Source organism: Novosphingobium lindaniclasticum LE124 (genome assembly GCF_000445125.1).
GTDB lineage: Bacteria > Pseudomonadota > Alphaproteobacteria > Sphingomonadales > Sphingomonadaceae > Novosphingobium > Novosphingobium lindaniclasticum.
In genome coordinates this window covers 15,780-33,488 of the sequence record NZ_ATHL01000054.1, presented here as the reverse complement: position 1 = coordinate 33,488, position 17,709 = coordinate 15,780, and the positions used below count along the sequence as shown (strand labels likewise).

The window sequence follows — 17,709 nt, the reverse complement described above, 5'->3', positions numbered from 1 at the left end:
GCGCGTCGCTGAGTCACGGAGAAAAAATAACGACAGACAAGAAGAAGTGGAGAGCGAATCATGCGCAAATATCTCCTTTCTGGCGCTGCTGCCGCGTCCATTCTGAGCCTGACGGCCTTGGGACCGACCGACGCGCTTCATGCTCAACAGGTCGGCAGCGATGCGCCGCCCGTTCCCGAAGAACCTGCCATGCCGCCGTCCACATCGACCGGGCCCAGCGGCGCACAGGCAAAGCCCAGGACATCGGCTTCGATGACCGCCGACCAGAAGGCCATGTACGATGCCTGGCCGGCGGCTCAGCGCAGCGACTACGACAGCTGGACCCCGGAATATCAGGCCTATTACTGGAGCCTCACGGCGCCTCAGCAGAAGGGCTATTGGGCGCTCACGCCTGACCAGCGCGGGCAGATCTACAAGATGACGCCGGAACAGCAGGCGGTCGCCTGGAACTCGATCTCGCAGCAGATGGCCGGCAAGACGCCGACGACGCCGCCCGCTCAAGCGAACCCTCCGGGAGAGGGCATGCCGACGACGGGGGTGCCCGACCCGCAATCTGCGGGACAGGCGGCCCGCCCCGCCATGCCGGCCGACCCCAATTATCAGGGAGGGCCATACAAGGGCGCAATGACACCGCCGCCGGCAACGGCGATGGACAAGACCTATCCGATCTGCAGCAAGACGGTGAAGGACAATTGCCGCAATCGCGGCGGCAAGTGACATGGCAGCCCCGTCGTCCCGGCGGCCATCCGGGGCGACGGGGCTTTCAGACCTCGCGGCGAAGGAAGTGAAGCCTGGCCTTGCCGACGTCGCGCGCGCTTTCGAGCACGAACCCCTTGATTGAGACGGCTTCGGTCTTGGCGGTTTCGAGGCTTATCCAGGTCTGCTCGCCGATCCAGCCAAGCCGTGCGAGCTTGTCGATAGCTACGGCACCGGCGCCGGTATCATAAGGCGGGTCCAGCAGAACGAGATCAAGCGTCTCCTTCGCCGGACCGAGCGACAGCACCGAACTGGCGCGAACGTCGCTGCGGCTTTGGGCATGCAGATTCGCAATATTGCCGCGTAGCGCGCGGACGGCCGCTGGATCCTGGTCCACGAACAGGCAATGCGCCGCCCCGCGAGACAGAGCTTCGAGCCCCAGAGCGCCCGATCCGGCGAAGAGGTCGGCTACCTTCAATCCTTCGAACGTGCCGAGTCGGCTGATGAGCATCGAGAACAGAGTTTCGCGGGTACGATCGGCCGTGGGCCGGGTGGTAGCGCCTTCCGGCGCAGCCAGTTTGCGGCCGCGCCATTCACCTGCAACGATACGCAGGCCGGATTTCACTGCAGCCGCTTTACCGGTTGCGCCCTTCACGATTTTCCGCCCGAAAGCGTTCGGCGGAAGTTCTCCAGGTCGCGCGGCGCGACTTCGAAAGCCGTGCCCTTGGGCAAATCGAGCAAACGAAACGGCCCGTAGGAAGTGCGGATCAGACGGCTGACCTGAAGTCCAAGATGTTCGAGAACGCGGCGCACTTCGCGGTTCTTGCCTTCGGTGAGCGTCATCTCGATCCACTGGTTGCGCCCGGTCCGGCGCTCCATGTTGGCATCGATCTTCCCATAGACCACGCCTTCGATCTCGATGCCCTCGATCAGGTCTTCGAGCTGCGCCTGACTGATGTCGCCGAACGTGCGCGCGCGGTAGGTACGCGGCACGCCGGTAGCGGGGAGTTCCAACTCGCGCTTGAACGCGCCGTCGTTGGTCAGCAGCAGCAGGCCTTCGGTGTTGAGATCGAGGCGGCCGATCGGCATCACGCGGCCCGCGCCTTCGGGAAGGGCATTGCGCAAGGCGGTGTAGATGGTCGGGCGGCCGCCCGGGTCGCGCTCCGCCGTAAGCAGGCCGGCGGGCTTGTGGAACGCGAAGAGGCGGGTCTCTTCCGCTTCGCGAACCGGATTGCCGTCCACGGTGACGCCGCGCAGGCTGGTGAGTACGGTCGACGGCGTCTCGATCAGGTCATCGCCCAGCTTGACGCGGCCCTCGATGATCAGACGCTCCGCTTCGCGGCGGCTGGCGACTCCGGCGCGGGCGAGCAGCTTGGCGATGCGCTCGCCCTCGCGCTCGGGCATTCCCGGCGTCTTGGGTGTGGGAGCGGCAGCCTGCGGCGCTGCGCGCGGCGGCTTGCGGCGCGGGCGCTCGCCATCGAACGAGCGCGACTCCGAAAAGCGGGGACCGCGCGAGGAGTAGGTACCGTCACGGGGCGAGAACTCGGCCGAACGTCCGCCGGACCCGCGGCGCGCGGCACCGTCCGGTGTTGCCGCGGTCGTGCGCGCCGGGCGCTCACCGTACGCGGCGCGTTCCCCGTGTGCCGGACGTTCGCTGCGCAAGAAGCTGTCGTCACGGAAAGGCCGGTCACCGCGCGGGCGCAGATCGTCGTTCCGGCGTTCGCTGCGCGCAGGGCGTTCGCCGCGGGTGCGCTGATCGTCGCGTGAGCGTTGATCGCGAACAGGGCGCTCGTTGCGGCCGAAGATTTCGCCGCGATCGCTGCGGCCGCCGCGCGCCGGACGATCGTCACGCATAGGCCGCGCATCGCGCGAGGCGCCGTCGCGAGCGCCCCGTCCCCGTCCGGCGCTTTCGCCCGTGCGACCTTCTGCGCGCCCGGTCCTGTCGGCGCCGTGCCGGCCTCCCCTGCCCGGGCCGCTAGCTGAGCTGTTGCCAGAGCCGGTGCGGAAAGGGCCACGGGAAGATCCGCCATCGCGAGAAGAGCCGCCCCGCTTCGGGCCGCCGGATTTGAAAGGAGGTTTGGACATTCGCTCGCCCATACCTGTTGATCGCCGCTTCATCCAGCCTTCCCTTCGGGAAACCATGCGTTACGGTCGCCCCCGGTCTGTCCGAAGCTGTCGCCGTTGGAGAAAATGGGATGTCTGAAGCCTCTGCTGCCCCGAAGCCCGGTTGGGGAGCGGTGATTCGTGCTTTGGGCAATCGCAAGACCGGCTTCATGGCGGTGTTCGGCTTCGCGGCGGGGCTGCCCTATTCGTTGCTGCTCGGCACGCTCTATGCCTGGCTCTCCGACGCACATGTCGATCTGGAGACGATGGGCGTATTCTCGCTGATCGGGCTGGCCTATGCCTTCAAGTTCCTCTGGTCGCCCGCGCTGGACCGGATCGACCTGCCGGTGCTGCGCCGCCTTGGTCGGCGCAAGCAGTGGATCGTGACGGCGCAGGTCCTGCTGGGCATCATTCTCGTCACCCTGTCGCAGCTCGACCCCGTCGCGGCGCTGGGACTGTTTTCGCTGCTCGCCGGGATCGGGGCCTTCGCCTCTGCCACGCAGGACATCGCCATCGATGCCTGGCGCGTCGATGTCGCGGACGAGGTGGCGACCATCGACATGCTCTCCACCGTGTTCCAGATGGGCTACCGCATCGCCGCGCTGGTCGGCGGCGCGCTGGCGCTGATCCTGGCCGAACGGATCGGCTGGACCTCGGTGTTCCTGGTCATGGGGCTGATCCTCGTGATGGCAGGCGTCATATGCCTCTTCGCCCCGGATGCCGACGCAATTGCACCCAGCGCCGATGAGCGCGACGAACTGCTCGAACTGCGCGAGGCTGGCCAGCTCAGCCCGCGCGTGCGTGCGCTGGCGCTGGGGCTGGTCGGCCTGCTCTGGGGCTGGGCATTGGTGACCGTTGGCGTGTTCATGGTGCGCTCGCTCGGCAGCGATCCGGGTGCACGGCCCGATGCCGTGGACTTCGTGGCGAAGACCGGACCGCTGATCGTCATCGCCACGATCATCCTGCCCGCCGCGATCGCCGCCGTGCTCGTCTGGCTGCAGCGCAGCGGGCGGCATCTCCTTCCCGAGGCCGTGCCGCATAACGGCACCGGCTCGCGCGCGGCGGACCACCTCTATCGCGCGCTGATCCTGCCGCTGACCGAACTGGTCGGCCGCATGGGCTGGGGGCTCGTGCTGGCGCTGGCGCTGGTGCTGACCTACCGGCTTTGCGATTCGATCTGGGGCACGTTCGCCTATCCGTTCTATCTGGGCGAGTTGAAGTACACGAAGGACGAGGTGGCGATCGCTTCCAAGTTCTTCGGCGTAGGTGCGATCGTGCTGGGCCTGGCGCTGGGCGGTACGCTGCTGACGGTAGTAGGCCGCATGGCCACGCTGACGCTCGGGGCAGTCCTCGCCGCCGCTACGAACCTGCTCTACGCCGACCTTGCCCTGGGCGGCGGCCATATGGCGGTCATCAGCGACATGTTGGGAGTGACATGGCTGGTGGCGCAACTCGGCGGCGAGCCGCGCCTGGGCACGCTCATGGTCACCATCGGCATGGAGAACCTGGCGACGGGCATTGCCGGCGCGGCCTATATCGCCTGGCTCTCGTCGATCGTTTCGAAGGGATACAGCGCGGTGCAATATGCCCTGCTGTCGTCGCTGACCTTGCTGGTCGGTACGCTGGGCCGGGGAGCGCTGGGGCAGCTCATCCAGGAGCAGGGCTATTACCGTATGTTCGTGCTGGTCACCTGGATCGGCACGATCGCGATCGTCCTGTGCCTGCTCGAATGGTGGCGGACGGCGCGCAAGGCGCGCGCTTAGTCCGGCACTTCCTCGTTTGCCTCGAGGACTACGCCCGCGAGATAGAGCGATCCGGCAATCAGTACCGGCAGGCCGTCATCCGGCAGATTCGTGAGCGCGTCGGCGACGCTATCGGCAGCAAGGGCCGAGGCGCCGAAGCTGGCCGGACCGTGGCAGTCATGCCCCGGCACCGGCACGGCGCGGATGCTGGCGATGCTTTGCGTCAGAGGATCGACAAGGGCGCGCGGGTCCTTGTTCGCCAGCATGCCGATAACGAGATGAAGCCGCTGTCCGGCGAAATGGCGGGCGATGGCCACCCCGGCATCGGGATTGTGGCCACCGTCCAGCCAGACCTCGCGTGCCCCGGCATGGCGGGTCAGCGGGCCGCTGGAAAGGTGCTGCAGGCGAGCGGGCCAATGTGCGGCGCGGAGGCCGTCCGCGAGCGCTTCGGGTGAGACCGTGACCTGGTCCTGATGGCGCAGGATGGCGACGGCCAGAGCGGCGTTTTCGGCCTGATGGGTGCCCGGCAGCGTCGGGAGCGGCAGGACAAGTTCACCGTGGCGGTCTGAATACTCGATCACGTCGCCGACCGCTGCATCCCAATCGCGCCCGCGCATGTGCAGCGGCGCGCCTGCCGTCAGTGCGGCCCGTTCGATCTCCAGCGTGGCGCTTTCCGGATAGGCCAGCGTGACGACCGGCGCGGGGCCGCGCACGATCCCGGCCTTTTCGAACGCGATGCGGGCGAGCGGTTCTTCCGGCGCGCCCTCTTCGGGACGCAGCAGGAAGGCCTCGTGGTCGATGCCGAGAGTGGCGATCCCGCAGGCGGCCGGATGGTCGATGACGTTGGTGGCATCGAGTCGGCCGCCCAGGCCCACCTCGATCACGCAGGCGTCGGCAGGCTCGCGCGCGAAGGCGAGGAAGATCGCCGCCGTCGTCACTTCGAAGAAGCTGGGACTCAGGTCTTCGCCCGCGTCCAGCACTTCACGGAGCAGATCGGCCAGCATCTCGTCCGAGATCAGCTTTCCGCCGAGCCGAATGCGCTCATTGTAGCGCACGAGGTGCGGCTTGGTGGCGGCATGGACCTTCAGGCCCTGTGCTTCGAGCATGAAGCGCAAGTAGGTGCAGGTCGACCCCTTGCCATTGGTTCCGGCGACGTGGAAGGTCGGCGGCAGGCGCTTGTGCGGATCTCCGAGACGTTCGAGCAGCGCGTGGATCGTTTCCAGACCGAGGCGGCCTTGCGGGATCGAAAGCGCCGCGAGTCGGTCAAGCTGGGCCTGAACGCGCGGGTCTTCGGAGGTGGCGAAATCTTTCATGGCATCGGTCCGGAAAAGAACATCGCGGCAAGCCTGTTCGGCTGCCGCGATGTACGGAATTGCGGTGTCGTCATGCTTTTCGCAATGACGAAATTTGGTGCGAAAGCGGTCAGCGCGCAGCGTGAACCGCTTCGGCCAGCGCCGAGGTCAGCGCACGCAGATGCGCTGGCGCCTCGGTGCCGTGCTGCTTGACCAGATCGACCAGCGCCGAACCAACGACCACGCCGTCCGCGACTTTGGCGATTGCGCTCGCCTGCTCCGGGGTACGCACGCCGAAGCCGACCGCGACGGGGATCTTGCTGGCGGCCTTGAGCCTGGCCACGGCGTCCTCGATCGAGCCTTGCGCTGCCTGCTGCATGCCGGTCACGCCTGCGACTGAAACGTAGTAGAGGAAACCCGAGGAGCCTTCGAGCACGGCCGGAAGGCGCGCGGCATCGGTGGTCGGCGTGGCGAGGCGGATCAGCGAGACGCTTTTTTCCCGCAGGGCGGGGCCGAGTTCGGGATCTTCTTCAGGAGGAATGTCCACGCAGATCACACCATCGACACCGGCCTTGGCGCATTCGCCCGCAAACCAGTCGGCGCCGCGCGCGATCATCGGATTGGCATAGCCCATCAGCACCAGCGGCACTTGCGGATGGCGAGCGCGGAATTCGCTCGCCATGCGGAACACGTCGGCGGTCTTCGTGCCCGCGTCGAGGCTGCGGATGTTCGCTTCCTGGATCGCCGGGCCGTCGGCCATGGGATCGGTGAAGGGCATGCCGAGTTCGATCACGTCGGCGCCGCCCTCGACGAGCGCGTCGAGATTGGCGGCAGTGTCGCCGTCACCCCCGGTGATGAAGCAGACGAGCGCCGGACCTTTGGCGAATGCGGTTTCGAAGCGGGTCATCGGTTAAAGCTCCACGCCCAGCGCTTCGGCGACCGTGAAGATGTCCTTGTCACCCCGGCCCGAGACGTTGACGACGAGCAGCTTGTCCTCGTCCATCTCCGCCGTCAGTTGCGGCAACGCGGCCAGCGCGTGCGAGCTTTCCAGCGCCGGGATGATGCCCTCCAGTTCGCAGCAGAGCTGGAACGCCTCCAGGGCCTGGGCGTCCGTGATCGGCACGTAGTTCACGCGGCCGCTCTCATGCAACCACGAGTGCTCCGGCCCCAGCCCCGGATAGTCGAGACCGGCCGAGATCGAATGGGCCTCGGTAATCTGGCCGTCCGCGTCCTGAAGCAGGTAGGTCTTGTTGCCGTGCAGGACGCCGGGCTTGCCGCCGGTGAGCGAGGCGGCGTGCTTGTCGGTGTCGATGCCGTGGCCCGCTGCCTCGATCCCTGTCATCGCCACGTCTGGATCGTCGAGGAAAGGGTGGAACAGGCCGATCGCGTTGGATCCGCCGCCCACGGCCGCGACCAGCATGTCGGGGAGGCGGCCTTCCTTTTCCAGCATCTGCTCGCGCGTCTCCTTGCCGATGATGGATTGGAAATCGCGGACCAGCTCTGGATAGGGGTGTGGGCCGGCGGCGGTGCCGATGATGTAGAAAGTGTCGTGGACGTTCGCGACCCAGTAGCGCAGCGCGTCGTTCATCGAGTCCTTCAGGGACTGCGATCCGCTTTCGCAGGAGACGACTTCGGCCCCCAGCAGCTTCATGCGGAACACGTTGGGCTTCTGCCGCTCGATGTCCTTGGCGCCCATGAAGATCTTGCAGGGCAGACCGAAGCGGGCGGCGACGGTCGCCGTGGCGACGCCGTGCTGGCCGGCGCCGGTCTCGGCGATGATTTTCGTCTTGCCCATGCGGATCGCGAGCAGGATCTGGCCGATGCAGTTGTTGATCTTGTGCGCGCCGGTGTGGTTCAGCTCTTCGCGCTTGAAGTAGATCTTGGGGCCTTTTCCGGCCGGTGCCTTGGCGCGGAAATGATCCGTCATGCGCGGGGCGAAGTAGAGCGGGCTGGGACGGCCCACGAAGTCCTTCATCAGCGCATCGAATTCCGACCAGAACGCCGGATCCTGCTGTGCCTTGCGATATTCCTTCTCGAGATCGAGGATCAGCGGCATCAGCGTTTCGGCGACGTAGCGCCCGCCGAACTGGCCGAAGTGGCCGGTTTCGTCGGGCAGGTTGCGGAAGCTGTTCACGGGCGTTTGGCTGGTCATGATCCGGCCGATTGGCAGAGCCGGACGGTCAAGTCCAGCATGTAACAAGCCTTGGGATCGCTTGCTTCGTTTTCAATTGCAAAGGGTGCAACAGGTGTAACTGGAATGACAAGATAATGTCTGTAAGTGGCAGTTTCATGACAGTTTTGAGCAATTAGCAAATTTTCGTTCATCTGCGCGAAAGGTTCGCGGGAGCAGCGGGGCGGTCCCCGGTGAGGGCCGGGGAACGTACTGGAGTAAGATAATATGCGTATTGCACTCGTTTCGCTCGCCGCGGTTGCTGCCGTGGCCGCCGCCACTCCCGCTCTCGCCAACGAAGCGCGCATCGAAGCGCGCACGGGCATCGTCTGGAACGGCAGCGACAGCGAAGCAGTCGGCGGCGTTGCAGTCGGCTACGACTACGACCTGGGCGAAAAGTTCTTCGTGGGCGTTGAAGGCTCGGCCGACAAGATCCTTGCCGACAACTACCGCGTTTCGTGGGGCGTCGGCGGCCGCGCCGGTTTCAAGGTCACCCCGACCACCAAGCTCTATGCCAACTCGACCTGGCAGTCGAAGTTCAGCAAGTACGGCAACAGCGCCGTTGCTGTCGGCGGCGGCGTTCAGCAGTCGCTCAACAACCGCGTATACGGCAAGGTCGAATACAAGCACCTGCTGATCGGCGACAACACCCCCGACGCAGACGTCGGCCTCATCGGCCTGGGCGTGAAGTTCTGATAGGATAACATCCTGATAGGATTCCGGCCCGGCGCAGCTACCGAGTTCGTCGGGCCGGAGCCCGAGAAGGAATCCGCTCTGCAAGGAGCGTAAGCCAGGGAAGGGCGGTCTATGAGGGGCCGCCCTTTCTTGTTGTGGGGACGGGCTCAGAAGTCCGAAGCACCGCGCACGGCCTCTGCGAAAGCCTGTATACGGCCGCCGTCCTTGACGCCCGGCGCGCTTTCGACGCCGGAGGACGTGTCCACCAGGGGCGTTCGGGTCAGTCGGATCGCTTCGGCGACGTTATCAGGCGTCAGTCCACCTGCGAGGCCCCAGGCGATGGGGCCTTTCCAGTTCGCCACGAGGTTCCAGTCGAAGCTGAGGCCCATGCCGCCCGGCAATGTTCCCTTGGGCGTCTTGGCATCGAACAGTACCAGATCTACGGCCCCTGCATAACTAGCGGCCCGGGCGGTATCTTCCGCCGTCGCCACCGATAGCGCCTTCCACACCGCGATGCCGAAGCGGGCGCGAAGCTGCGCCGCGCGCTCCGGGCTTTCGCTGCCGTGAAGCTGGAGCGCGTCGAGCCGCGCGCCGGCCACGGCCTCTGAGATGGCGGCGTCGTCGGCGTCGACGAAGAGGCCGACCCGGCCGATCCGCCCCTGCGCGCGCTCCGCAAGCGCGGCCGCCTCTCCGGGAGTGACGTTGCGGGGGCTCTTGGGGAAGAAGACGAACCCGGCGTGCGCGGCACGGGCGCGGATCGCGGCTTCCAGCGCGTCGCCTGTGCTTATCCCGCAGATCTTGATCGCCGCTGTTGGCATGTCGTCTTTCCGGCCTAGATTGCGACCCCAAAGCAGGGGATCGTTAATGAATACACTGGGCCGCTATCTAATGTCATTTGCCGCCGCCGCAATGCTGGCGGGCTGCGGTGTGAAGGAGTCGTTCAAGGACGCCGAGGCCCAAGTCGGCAAGTTCCACCAGGCGCTGGACGCCGGAAACATGCGCGCGATCTGGCAGCAGGCGGAACCCGAACTGCGGCAAGGCGCAAAGCGGGACCAGCTTGAGAACGTTCTGGGCGCCGTACAGCGCAAGTTGGGAAAAGTGAAAGAGGCGCGGCAGGTTGGCTGGAACGCCAATGCGACGACGGGCGGCACCTTCGTCACGCTGACTTACGAGACGCGGTTCGAGCACGGGTCCGGCGTCGAACAATTCGTCTATCGCAAGGGCGAGGATGGCAAGGTTGCGCTGACCGGCTACGATATCCAGTCGCAGGACATGATGCTGAACTAGTTCACGCCTCGGGGGAGCGGATCGCCTCCCGGCATGCCGGAGGGCGATCCATCCGAGCGGCTGTTATCGCGGTGCGAGTTCGAACTGCACCGTCACGTTGACGTTGGTTTCGAGCTCTCCGGCCGCTACCGGTGGTGCCGAGGCCAGCGAATCCATGGCCGCCTTTGCCCGGTACATGACGGGTGCGGGTGCATAGCCGCCGCTTTCGCTGATCGAGACGATGCGGGCGACCTGCATGCCGGCGGCCCCTGCATAGAGGTCGGCGCGGGTGCGAGCCTCCTTGATCGCCGCCACGCGCGCTTCGTTCTGAGCGGCATCGGGCTGCGACAGCGAGAAGTTGGGGCCGTTGACCTGATTTGCGCCCGCCTTGACAAGGGCGTCGATCACTTTGCCCATGTCGTCCAGCTTGCGCTGGCGGACGCCTACCGTGTTGCTCGCCTCGTAGCCGACGATCTCGCGCGGGCCGTCCACGTAGCTGCCGTCGGGCTGGCGCTTGGGCTGGGCGTAGACCGGGTTCACGCTGAGATTGCTGGTCTGGATGTCCTTGTCCGCCACGCCGGCCCGCTTCAGCGAGGCGATCACCTGGGTCATGCGCGTGGAGTTGGCGTTCAGCGCCTCGCTGGCGGTCGTGCCCTGGGTAGTGACGCCGGCCGAAAAACCGGCCATGTCGGGCGTGCGAGTGGACGATCCCTGCGCATTCACCGTCAGCAGCGTGTGTCCGGCGGCAATGGCGGGAACCAGGCCGGAGTCCTGCGCCGCGGCGGGCAGGGCTACGGCGCTCGCCAGAGCAGTGGTGGTGACGGCAAGCAGGTTCAGGGATTTCATAAAGTCGCACTCTCCAGTTGATAACGTGGATCAACGATCTGAAGGGAGCGAGGTTGCCCGGCGCTGAACCGTGCATTTTGGGGCGTGAAAGGTTTGAGGTTGGACCGGATCTGAACGGCACGAGCCAGGCTTCATCCTGGACTTCATCCGGGGTCGCTGGCCGAGCCGCGTCTTGGCGCCTGAAGCTTTGCGAGCGGTCCCGGATCAAGTCCGGGACGATGTGAACGACCTGGCAGGTGCAGACTAAAGCGTTGCTTCGATGGCGATCGCTGCGGCAAGCGGATCCTCGGCGCGGCTGATCGGGCGGCCGATGACCAGCACGCTGGCGCCGGCATCACGGGCGGCGCGCGGGGTCATGATGCGCTTCTGGTCGCCGCTCCTGCCGTCGTCCGGGCGCAGTCCGGGAACGACGAAGTAGCCGTCCTTCCACTGCTGATGCACCGCGCCGACTTCGTGACCGGAACAGACGATTCCGTCGAGACCGGCCGAATGGGCGAGTTCGGCAAGGCGGAGCGCCTGTTCATGCGGCTCCGCATCGACGCCGATGGCGTTGAGATCGCCGCCGTCCAGGCTGGTCAGCACGGTTACGGCCACGACCTTGCAGTTCTCTCCCGCCGCCGCCTTGGCGTCTTCCATCATGGCCCTGCCGCCGGCCGCGTGGATCGTGACGATCGACGGTTCCAGAACGTGGATGGCCTGCATCGCGCCGGCCACGGTGTTGGGTATGTCGTGCAGCTTGAGGTCGAGGAAGATCGGCAGCCCCAGCTTGTGCAGCTCGTGGACGCCGTGATGACCGTGGGCGCAGAAGAATTCGAGCCCCAGCTTGATCCCGCCGATATGCCCGGCCACCTTTCGCGCCAGCGCTTCGGCAGCGTCGAGGCGGGGCAGATCGAGGGCGAGGTAAACGGGATTGCTGTTCATGGTCTCAGGATTCCGGGGAAGGTTCGGGGGTGGAAAGGCTCGCGGCCGAATGCGCGGCAGGCGCCGCTTCGGGAACGGCGGAAGGCACGCTGTTGGCGCGCAGGGAGTTTTCGAGGCTGGCGATCCGGCGCTGGAAACGCCAGCGCATGGCGCGCAGGTAGAGCCAGACCGGCGCCATGCCCAGAACGAAGAACACGAGCGCGACCACGCCTACCGGCCATTCGAAATGGACGTAGTTGGCATCGTCCAGCGGCCAGAAGTTCACCGGCACCCTGGTCCAGTTCATGGCGATGAAAGCGACCAGGATCGCGGTTATCGCGATCCACAACACCGTGCGGACTATCTGCATGTTTCCTCCGGCAATTCGTGCACCAAGACCTTTCGCAATCGCGTTGGGACGTGATCCGTCCATTCGGAAGCGGATCGCGCCCCATGATCTTCTGTTTACCGCATTTTCCGAGTCGCCGGGTGAAGCCACCCGGCTTGAAGATGACCCGGATGCTAAGCGCGATTGCAGGGCATGGGAAGTGGCGGCGGAGGGCTTAGTTACCGAAAACGCGCGCGAAGATCGTATCGACCTGCTTGAAGTGGTAGTCGAGGTTGAACTTCTCCTCGATCACTTCGACCGGCAGTGCCGCCGTGACTTCCTCATCGGCCTTGAGCAGTTCGAGCAGCGAGAGCTGGCCGTCCGATTCCCAGACCTTCATCGCGTTGCGCTGGACCAGGCGATAGGACTGGTCGCGGGTGAGGCCGGCCTGCGTCAGCGCCAGAAGGACGCGCTGCGAATGGACGAGGCCGCCCATGCGATCGAGGTTCTTCTGCATGCGCTCGGGGTAGACGAGCAGCTTATCGATCACGCCCGTCAGGCGGGCCAGCGCGAAGTCCAGGGTGATCGTCGCGTCGGGGCCGATGAAGCGCTCCACCGAGGAGTGCGAGATGTCGCGCTCGTGCCAGAGCGCCACGTTTTCCATCGCCGGGACCACCGCCGAGCGCACCACGCGGGCAAGGCCCGTGAGGTTTTCGGTCAGGACCGGGTTGCGCTTGTGCGGCATGGCCGACGAACCCTTCTGACCGGGCGAGAAGTATTCTTCCGCTTCCAGAACTTCGGTACGCTGGAGGTGGCGCACCTCGATGGCGAGGCGCTCGATCGAGCTGGCGATCACGCCCAGGACTGCGAAGAACATCGCGTGACGGTCACGGGGGATGACCTGGGTCGAGACCGGCTCGACCGCGAGGCCCAGCTTGTCGGCGACATAGTCCTCGACCGCCGGGTCGACGTTGGCGAAAGTGCCGACGGCGCCGGAGATCGCGCAAGTGGCGACTTCTTCACGGGCGGCCAGAAGCCGCGTCTTGCAGCGCGAGAATTCGGCATAGGCTTCGGCCATCTTCAGGCCGAACGTCACCGGCTCGGCGTGGATGCCGTGGCTGCGGCCGATGGTCGGGGTGTACTTGTGCTCCTCGGCGCGGCGCTTGATCGCGGCGAGCAGGGCGTCCAGGTCTTCCAGCAGGATGTCGGCGGCCTTGACGAGCTGCACGTTCAGCGTGGTGTCGAGCACGTCGGAGCTGGTCATGCCCTGGTGCATGAAGCGCGCCTCGGGGCCTACCTGCTGGGCGACCCAGTCGAGGAAGGCGATGACGTCGTGCTTGGTCACCGCTTCGATGGCGTCGATGGCGGCGACGTCGATCTTCGGAGCGGTCGCCCACCAGTCCCACAGGGCCTTGCCGGCGCTTTCGGGAACGGTGCCCATTTCGCCCATCTTCACGGCGGCGTGGGCTTCGATCTCGAACCAGATGCGGTAGCGGGCTTCGGGTTCCCAAATCGCGGTCATAGCGGGGCGGGCGTAACGGGGGACCATGTTCGACTCCTTGGTGACGTCATTAGACCCGGCGCTGACCCGGCCTCCTGGCGGTCCCGCTAAGGCGGGCTTGCCATAAAGGCAAGGGTGCGCGCGGGAGGACGGCTGGAGGAATGTGACGCAGACGGTACAAAAAAAGGAAGCACTTCGCGTTACCGGTGATTGGATCCACGCAGGAGCCATTGAACAACCACGACTTTCCGATTTGGCAGGAGCCTTCCGGCCGATGACGCGCTATGGTCCACACGGTAACTGCGGCACCCTGTCGACGATGGAAGGACCAGCGATGCGACATGCGCTCCCCACGATTTCCGCCATTGCGCTCCTGCTCGGGGCGATATGTGCCGGGCCGGGTCAGGCCTTGGCACAAGACGATCCCAGCCAGACGACAGCGGCTCCGGCCATCAGCGGTCAGGATATCAAGCTGGAGGACTTCGGCTCCAACCTCGAACGCTTCCCCTATCCCTGGAAAGTGGAGGGCATGGAGATCAAGCTGGGCGCAGAAGAGGCGACCATGGCCTACATGGACGTGCAGCCGGACAAACCGAACGGCCATGCGGTGGTCCTGCTGCACGGCAAGAATTTTTGCGGCGCGACGTGGGAGGATACGGCGCGGACGCTGCTCTCGGCGGGGTACCGGGTGGTGATTCCCGATCAGCTCGGATTCTGCAAATCCTCCAAACCGGCGACGGCGCAGTATACTTTCGCGATGATGGCCGATCTCACGCACAGGCTGATGGAGAAGGTCGGGCTGGAGAAGGCGATCGTGCTGGGCCACTCCACCGGCGGCATGCTGGGTCTTCGCTTTGCCTTGATGTATCCGCAGGCCGTGGAGCGGCTGGTACTGGTGAATCCGCTCGGCCTGGTCGATCGCATGGCCGAGGGTGTGCCTTACGAGCCCTTGGACAAGCTGCTGGCGAGCGAGCGGGCCAAGGGCTATGCCGAGATGCGGCAGTACCAGCTCGACACTTATTACCATGGCGACTGGAACCCGCGGTACGACCGGTGGGTGAAGATGCTGGCAGGCCAATATGCGGCGGCGGATCAGGACGCGGCGGAACTGGCACAGGCCAAGACTTCGGAAATGATCCTGACGCAGCCGGTCGCCCACGAATTCGGCCGCCTGGCGGTTCCCGTGACGCTGATGATCGGCATGCGCGACACCACCGTATTCGGCAAGGGACAGGCTCCGGCTGAGATCAAGGCCAAGTTGAAACCGATTCCGCAAGTCGCCGCGCAGGCCGCGGCGGCGATGCCTTCCGCGCGGATCGTGGAGTTTCCCGAGTACGGTCATTCGCCGCAAGTGGAAGCGCCGGAAGTGTTCGGCGCCAGGCTGCTGGAGATACTGTCCTCGCCCGCTCCCTGAAGCCTTGAGCGTCCGCTCCGTCCGTCAGCGGGCCGGGGCGAGCGTGCTCGGCATGACTCGGCATCCCGGCACGCGCGTTTCGGATGCTTTCCAGCGCAGTTCGTAAGTGACCAGGAAGCCGTCGTGGTCCGATAGCTGGGGGCTGCCAGGCCTGCCGTCGAACAGGGCCTCCACCCGCACCGGGCGGATCCGGACGCCGTCTCCCGGCCAGAAGAACTGGAGATCCTGGGTGTCCATCCAGGGCTCGTCCCCGTCCCACGACATCCGCACCTCGCACCCGGACGCAGGATCCACGCAGACGCGGTGAACCAGGGCGAGCGACTGATAGCGCGAGAAATTGCCCCAGCGCTCCTCCGAGTGGCGCATGTTGAAGTCGCCTCCGAAGATGAGCGGGGTCGCGTCGTCATGGGTGCGGTCGATGAACTCCGAGGCTTCCAACGCCTGACGATCGTGGGCGGCCAGATTGCGGGCTGCCGGCGCTCCCGAGGCGCCGCGCGAGTTCATGTGGGTATCGTAGACGTCGATCAGGGACGGCACGCCGGGCACTTCGATTCGGGCGAGCGCAATGCCCTTGTTGGAGAGGCAGTCGAACCCGGCGCAAGATTTGCGGCCGTAGGCGCGGCGGTCTGTATCGACGATGGCGTAGCGCGATGCGATCGCAAGGCCGCTGCCGAAGGCGTGGATGCCGATTTCGCCGCGCTTGAGGCTGGAACGGCCGGGCAGCTTCTCCCGCGTCGAGCCGCGTGCCCGCGTGGTCCGGTGGGGACCGGAGGCAATCGCGGGATAGCCGCTGGCCAGAACCGCACGCTTGGCGGCGTCGCTGAACATTTCCTGGAACAGGACCACGTCCGGCGCGCTGCCGACGGAGCGCATGGCGGCGAGATGGGCGCCGATCTTCGCGAGCGACGGTCCGCGTCCGCTTCGCGCGGGCCAGGACAGGCCCTCTATGTTGAAGGTCAGTACCGACAGGTTCGTCGAGGCGGTTTGCCCGTCGGCGGACAGGGCGATGCCGGGAGGTAGCGTGGAACTGCACGCGACCTCGGCGCGGGGCGGCGCCATCGTGTTGCACCCGCTCGCCAGCAAGGTTGCGCCGAGCATGAGCCTGCGCAGGAGATACGGAGCCGAGGCCTTCATGTGGTTGGCTGACTTCCTGTAAAAAGCGATCCGCCGAAATGCGGGAGACCGCGGTGAGGTTACGTTTTCGGAAGAATCAAGTCCATGATCGGCAAACCCGTCCGGTCGAAGCGGATGGGTCAACCCTCGCTCCAATCCAGGTCGATATGGATTTCGCCCGAGGTGCTGCCGTCCGGTGCGAAGCTGCGCTCGGCGATTTTTCCCGCGCCGCTGCGGTGAACGGCGATGACGGTGCTGCACCGTGTTCCGTACACCGGATTGCGGATGAAGACCGGCGCGAAGCGCGGTTCGGGGCCTTGCTCCGGTTGGGCCAGACGCGGGTCCGGGGTTTCGGCGCGCAGCGCATCCAGCAGCGCGGACAAGCCGTCCGCGGCATTCGGTGCTGCACTCAGCCAGGAGGCGACGGCCTGTTGAACCTGCAGGGTCTTGGGCCATGGCAAGTCGAAGCCGCCGTTGGAAAGTCCATGTAAGCCGGGTGCCAGCGGCCGCGACGTGCTTTGCGGATGATTGGTCAGGAACCTGGCTTCGCCGCCTTTCACCTGGATCAGGTTGAACGGGTTCATCGTCTCGATCGGTCCGGGCTCGCGGCCTTGCAGCAGGTCGGTCACTAGCTTGCCGCGGGAAGGGCGGCCGGGAACCGAGCCTTCGGGCACGCGGTAGTTGGTCACGAGCACCATGCCGCCCGGCGCCTTTCGGCCGCTTTCGGCCACGCCGAGCCAGGTGCCGCCGCCGAGGCAATCGCGCCCGGCGACGATGCCGCTGCCGTCCTGCCAACGGGCGAGCGGGGCGGAGGGCCGCGCGTGGAATTCGTCGCGGTTGGCGGCGACGAGGAGGGGCCAGTCGGGATGGGCATGCCAGGCGACCGCAGCGACGCACATGTCAGATCAGCCCTTTGGCACGCAGGCTCACATGGCCTTCCCGGCCGATGATCACATGGTCGTGAACCGATATGCCCAGCAACCTGCCGGCTTCGGCGATGCGGTTGGTCACCTCGATGTCGGCCCGGCTGGGCTGGGGTGAGCCGGAAGGATGGTTATGGACGAGGATCAGGGCGGTGGCGCCGATGTCCAGGGCGCGGCGAATCACCTCGCGCGGGTGGATCGCCGCTTCGTCGATAGAGCCGTCGCCTACCAGGTCGTCCAGAATGAGCATGTTCTTGGAGTTGAGATAAAGAACCCGCACGCGCTCCAGCGTGAGATGGGCCATGTCGATGGTCAGATAATCTATCAGTGCCTGCCATGAGCCGATCACGGGGGTCTCCCGCACTTTCTGCCGCGCCAGGCGAGTCGCCGCGGCCGTCACGATGCGCAGGGCCGCCACCGTCGCCTCTCCCATCTCCGGATGACCTGCCAGCGTGCGCGGGTCGGCCTGCAGCACGCCTGCAAGCGATCCGAAGCGATGGATCAGGCTGCGCGCGAGCGGCTTCATGTCCCTTCGGGGGACCGCCTGTATCAGCAGGAGTTCGATGATCTCGTGATCGGCCAGCGCATCGCTGCCGCCGGCCAGCAGGCGCTTCCGCAATCGGGAGCGATGGCCGCTGGGATCGTTGCCGACATCGCTGAGAATCGTTTCATCCTCGCGCGAATCGGCAGGGATCGGGCTAGCGGGTTCATCGAAGAGACGGTCTTGCTCGGGCATAAAG

Annotated in this window: 18 protein-coding genes; 5 read left to right on the top strand and 13 right to left on the bottom strand. The window is 65.8% G+C overall.

All coding sequences use genetic code 11. The features are described 5' to 3' along the window. Positions 1 to 60: 60 nt before the first annotated feature. Positions 61 to 717 carry a hypothetical protein gene (locus tag L284_RS0123920; RefSeq protein ID WP_031341772.1) on the top strand — a complete coding sequence of 219 codons (657 nt, stop codon included), beginning with the start codon at positions 61 to 63 and terminating at the stop codon, positions 715 to 717. A gap of 46 nt (positions 718 to 763) precedes the next feature. On the opposite strand, the gene rsmD is transcribed toward L284_RS0123920, so the two are convergent. Beyond that, complete coding sequence (gene rsmD / locus L284_RS31930) at positions 764 to 1,321, bottom strand: 16S rRNA (guanine(966)-N(2))-methyltransferase RsmD (RefSeq protein ID WP_235054327.1); 558 nt, start codon at positions 1,319 to 1,321, stop codon at positions 764 to 766. 26 nt (positions 1,322 to 1,347) lie between these two features. Further along, positions 1,348 to 2,550: a pseudouridine synthase gene (locus L284_RS31925; RefSeq protein WP_021233371.1), complete on the bottom strand. Its 1,203-nt coding sequence runs from the start codon at positions 2,548 to 2,550 to the stop codon at positions 1,348 to 1,350. A 341-nt stretch (positions 2,551 to 2,891) separates the two neighbouring features. On the opposite strand from L284_RS31925, the gene L284_RS31920 reads away from it, so the two are divergent. Beyond that, positions 2,892 to 4,562, top strand: coding sequence for an AmpG family muropeptide MFS transporter (locus L284_RS31920; protein ID WP_031341769.1), 1,671 nt, complete (start codon positions 2,892 to 2,894; stop codon positions 4,560 to 4,562). On the opposite strand, the gene L284_RS31915 is transcribed toward L284_RS31920, so the two are convergent. The 3 genes from L284_RS31915 to trpB all read right to left on the bottom strand — a co-directional run bounded on the left by L284_RS31915 (position 4,559) and on the right by trpB (position 7,985). Beyond that, a complete protein-coding gene (locus tag L284_RS31915; RefSeq protein ID WP_021233369.1) occupies positions 4,559 to 5,854 on the bottom strand; it encodes a bifunctional folylpolyglutamate synthase/dihydrofolate synthase in 1,296 nt (431 codons plus the stop codon). The two genes, L284_RS31920 and L284_RS31915, sit on opposite strands and share 4 nt — an antisense overlap. A gap of 109 nt (positions 5,855 to 5,963) precedes the next feature. Further along, positions 5,964 to 6,740 carry a tryptophan synthase subunit alpha gene (gene trpA, locus L284_RS31910; protein WP_021233368.1) on the bottom strand — a complete coding sequence of 259 codons (777 nt, stop codon included), beginning with the start codon at positions 6,738 to 6,740 and terminating at the stop codon, positions 5,964 to 5,966. A gap of 3 nt (positions 6,741 to 6,743) precedes the next feature. Further along, entirely contained in the window at positions 6,744 to 7,985 is a 1,242-nt protein-coding gene (gene trpB, locus L284_RS31905; RefSeq protein ID WP_021233367.1) for a tryptophan synthase subunit beta, read from the bottom strand. A gap of 246 nt (positions 7,986 to 8,231) precedes the next feature. Between trpB and L284_RS31900 the strand changes: the two genes are divergently transcribed. Next, a complete protein-coding gene (locus L284_RS31900; RefSeq protein ID WP_021233366.1) occupies positions 8,232 to 8,699 on the top strand; it encodes an outer membrane protein in 468 nt (155 codons plus the stop codon). A gap of 146 nt (positions 8,700 to 8,845) precedes the next feature. On the opposite strand, the gene L284_RS31895 is transcribed toward L284_RS31900, so the two are convergent. Beyond that, a complete protein-coding gene (locus tag L284_RS31895) occupies positions 8,846 to 9,496 on the bottom strand; it encodes a phosphoribosylanthranilate isomerase (RefSeq protein ID WP_021233365.1) in 651 nt (216 codons plus the stop codon). A gap of 70 nt (positions 9,497 to 9,566) precedes the next feature. On the opposite strand from L284_RS31895, the gene L284_RS31890 reads away from it, so the two are divergent. Further along, positions 9,567 to 9,965 carry a DUF4019 domain-containing protein gene (locus L284_RS31890; RefSeq protein WP_235054326.1) on the top strand — a complete coding sequence of 133 codons (399 nt, stop codon included), beginning with the start codon at positions 9,567 to 9,569 and terminating at the stop codon, positions 9,963 to 9,965. A gap of 63 nt (positions 9,966 to 10,028) precedes the next feature. Here the strand turns inward: L284_RS31890 and L284_RS31885 are convergent, their stop codons facing one another. The 4 genes from L284_RS31885 to purB form a co-directional block, all read right to left on the bottom strand. Then, complete coding sequence (locus L284_RS31885) at positions 10,029 to 10,790, bottom strand: SIMPL domain-containing protein (protein WP_021233363.1); 762 nt, start codon at positions 10,788 to 10,790, stop codon at positions 10,029 to 10,031. Between the two features lie 243 nt (positions 10,791 to 11,033). Then, positions 11,034 to 11,711 (bottom strand): orotidine-5'-phosphate decarboxylase, encoded by a 678-nt coding sequence (gene pyrF / locus L284_RS31880; RefSeq protein WP_021233362.1) that lies wholly within the window; start codon positions 11,709 to 11,711, stop codon positions 11,034 to 11,036. A 4-nt stretch (positions 11,712 to 11,715) separates the two neighbouring features. Further along, positions 11,716 to 12,060: a lipopolysaccharide assembly protein LapA domain-containing protein gene (locus tag L284_RS31875; protein WP_021233361.1), complete on the bottom strand. Its 345-nt coding sequence runs from the start codon at positions 12,058 to 12,060 to the stop codon at positions 11,716 to 11,718. A 193-nt stretch (positions 12,061 to 12,253) separates the two neighbouring features. Continuing rightward, positions 12,254 to 13,567 carry an adenylosuccinate lyase gene (gene purB / locus L284_RS31870; RefSeq protein ID WP_031341766.1) on the bottom strand — a complete coding sequence of 438 codons (1,314 nt, stop codon included), beginning with the start codon at positions 13,565 to 13,567 and terminating at the stop codon, positions 12,254 to 12,256. A gap of 286 nt (positions 13,568 to 13,853) precedes the next feature. Here purB and L284_RS31865 point away from each other — a divergent pair, with 286 nt between their 5' ends. Beyond that, positions 13,854 to 14,933 (top strand): alpha/beta fold hydrolase, encoded by a 1,080-nt coding sequence (locus L284_RS31865; protein WP_081673935.1) that lies wholly within the window; start codon positions 13,854 to 13,856, stop codon positions 14,931 to 14,933. Between the two features lie 24 nt (positions 14,934 to 14,957). Here the strand turns inward: L284_RS31865 and L284_RS31860 are convergent, their stop codons facing one another. The 3 genes from L284_RS31860 to radC all read right to left on the bottom strand — a co-directional run bounded on the left by L284_RS31860 (position 14,958) and on the right by radC (position 17,705). Beyond that, entirely contained in the window at positions 14,958 to 16,067 is a 1,110-nt protein-coding gene (locus tag L284_RS31860; RefSeq protein ID WP_021233358.1) for an endonuclease/exonuclease/phosphatase family protein, read from the bottom strand. Between the two features lie 119 nt (positions 16,068 to 16,186). Then, a complete protein-coding gene (locus L284_RS31855; RefSeq protein ID WP_021233357.1) occupies positions 16,187 to 16,945 on the bottom strand; it encodes an NRDE family protein in 759 nt (252 codons plus the stop codon). A 1-nt stretch (position 16,946) separates the two neighbouring features. Beyond that, complete coding sequence (gene radC, locus L284_RS31850; protein WP_021233356.1) at positions 16,947 to 17,705, bottom strand: RadC family protein; 759 nt, start codon at positions 17,703 to 17,705, stop codon at positions 16,947 to 16,949. Positions 17,706 to 17,709: the final 4 nt, after the last annotated feature.

Excerpts from the sequence above, each read along its gene's own strand:
- L284_RS31890 (WP_235054326.1), top strand. The coding sequence starts at position 9,567 with ATGTCATTTGCCGCCGCCGCAATGCTGGCGGGCTGCGGTGTGAAGGAG.
- L284_RS31860 (WP_021233358.1), bottom strand. The coding sequence starts at position 16,067 with ATGAAGGCCTCGGCTCCGTATCTCCTGCGCAGGCTCATGCTCGGCGCA.
- trpA (WP_021233368.1), bottom strand. The coding sequence starts at position 6,740 with ATGACCCGCTTCGAAACCGCATTCGCCAAAGGTCCGGCGCTCGTCTGC.
- pyrF (WP_021233362.1), bottom strand. The coding sequence starts at position 11,711 with ATGAACAGCAATCCCGTTTACCTCGCCCTCGATCTGCCCCGCCTCGAC.
- L284_RS31875 (WP_021233361.1), bottom strand. The coding sequence starts at position 12,060 with ATGCAGATAGTCCGCACGGTGTTGTGGATCGCGATAACCGCGATCCTG.
- trpB (WP_021233367.1), bottom strand. The coding sequence starts at position 7,985 with ATGACCAGCCAAACGCCCGTGAACAGCTTCCGCAACCTGCCCGACGAA.
- L284_RS31920 (WP_031341769.1), top strand. The coding sequence starts at position 2,892 with ATGTCTGAAGCCTCTGCTGCCCCGAAGCCCGGTTGGGGAGCGGTGATT.
- L284_RS0123920 (WP_031341772.1), top strand. The coding sequence starts at position 61 with ATGCGCAAATATCTCCTTTCTGGCGCTGCTGCCGCGTCCATTCTGAGC.
- L284_RS31855 (WP_021233357.1), bottom strand. The coding sequence starts at position 16,945 with ATGTGCGTCGCTGCGGTCGCCTGGCATGCCCATCCCGACTGGCCCCTC.
- purB (WP_031341766.1), bottom strand. The coding sequence starts at position 13,567 with ATGGTCCCCCGTTACGCCCGCCCCGCTATGACCGCGATTTGGGAACCC.
- radC (WP_021233356.1), bottom strand. The coding sequence starts at position 17,705 with ATGCCCGAGCAAGACCGTCTCTTCGATGAACCCGCTAGCCCGATCCCT.
- L284_RS31865 (WP_081673935.1), top strand. The coding sequence starts at position 13,854 with ATGCGACATGCGCTCCCCACGATTTCCGCCATTGCGCTCCTGCTCGGG.
- L284_RS31915 (WP_021233369.1), bottom strand. The coding sequence starts at position 5,854 with ATGAAAGATTTCGCCACCTCCGAAGACCCGCGCGTTCAGGCCCAGCTT.
- L284_RS31925 (WP_021233371.1), bottom strand. The coding sequence starts at position 2,550 with ATGCGTGACGATCGTCCGGCGCGCGGCGGCCGCAGCGATCGCGGCGAA.
- L284_RS31885 (WP_021233363.1), bottom strand. The coding sequence starts at position 10,790 with ATGAAATCCCTGAACCTGCTTGCCGTCACCACCACTGCTCTGGCGAGC.
- L284_RS31895 (WP_021233365.1), bottom strand. The coding sequence starts at position 9,496 with ATGCCAACAGCGGCGATCAAGATCTGCGGGATAAGCACAGGCGACGCG.
- L284_RS31900 (WP_021233366.1), top strand. The coding sequence starts at position 8,232 with ATGCGTATTGCACTCGTTTCGCTCGCCGCGGTTGCTGCCGTGGCCGCC.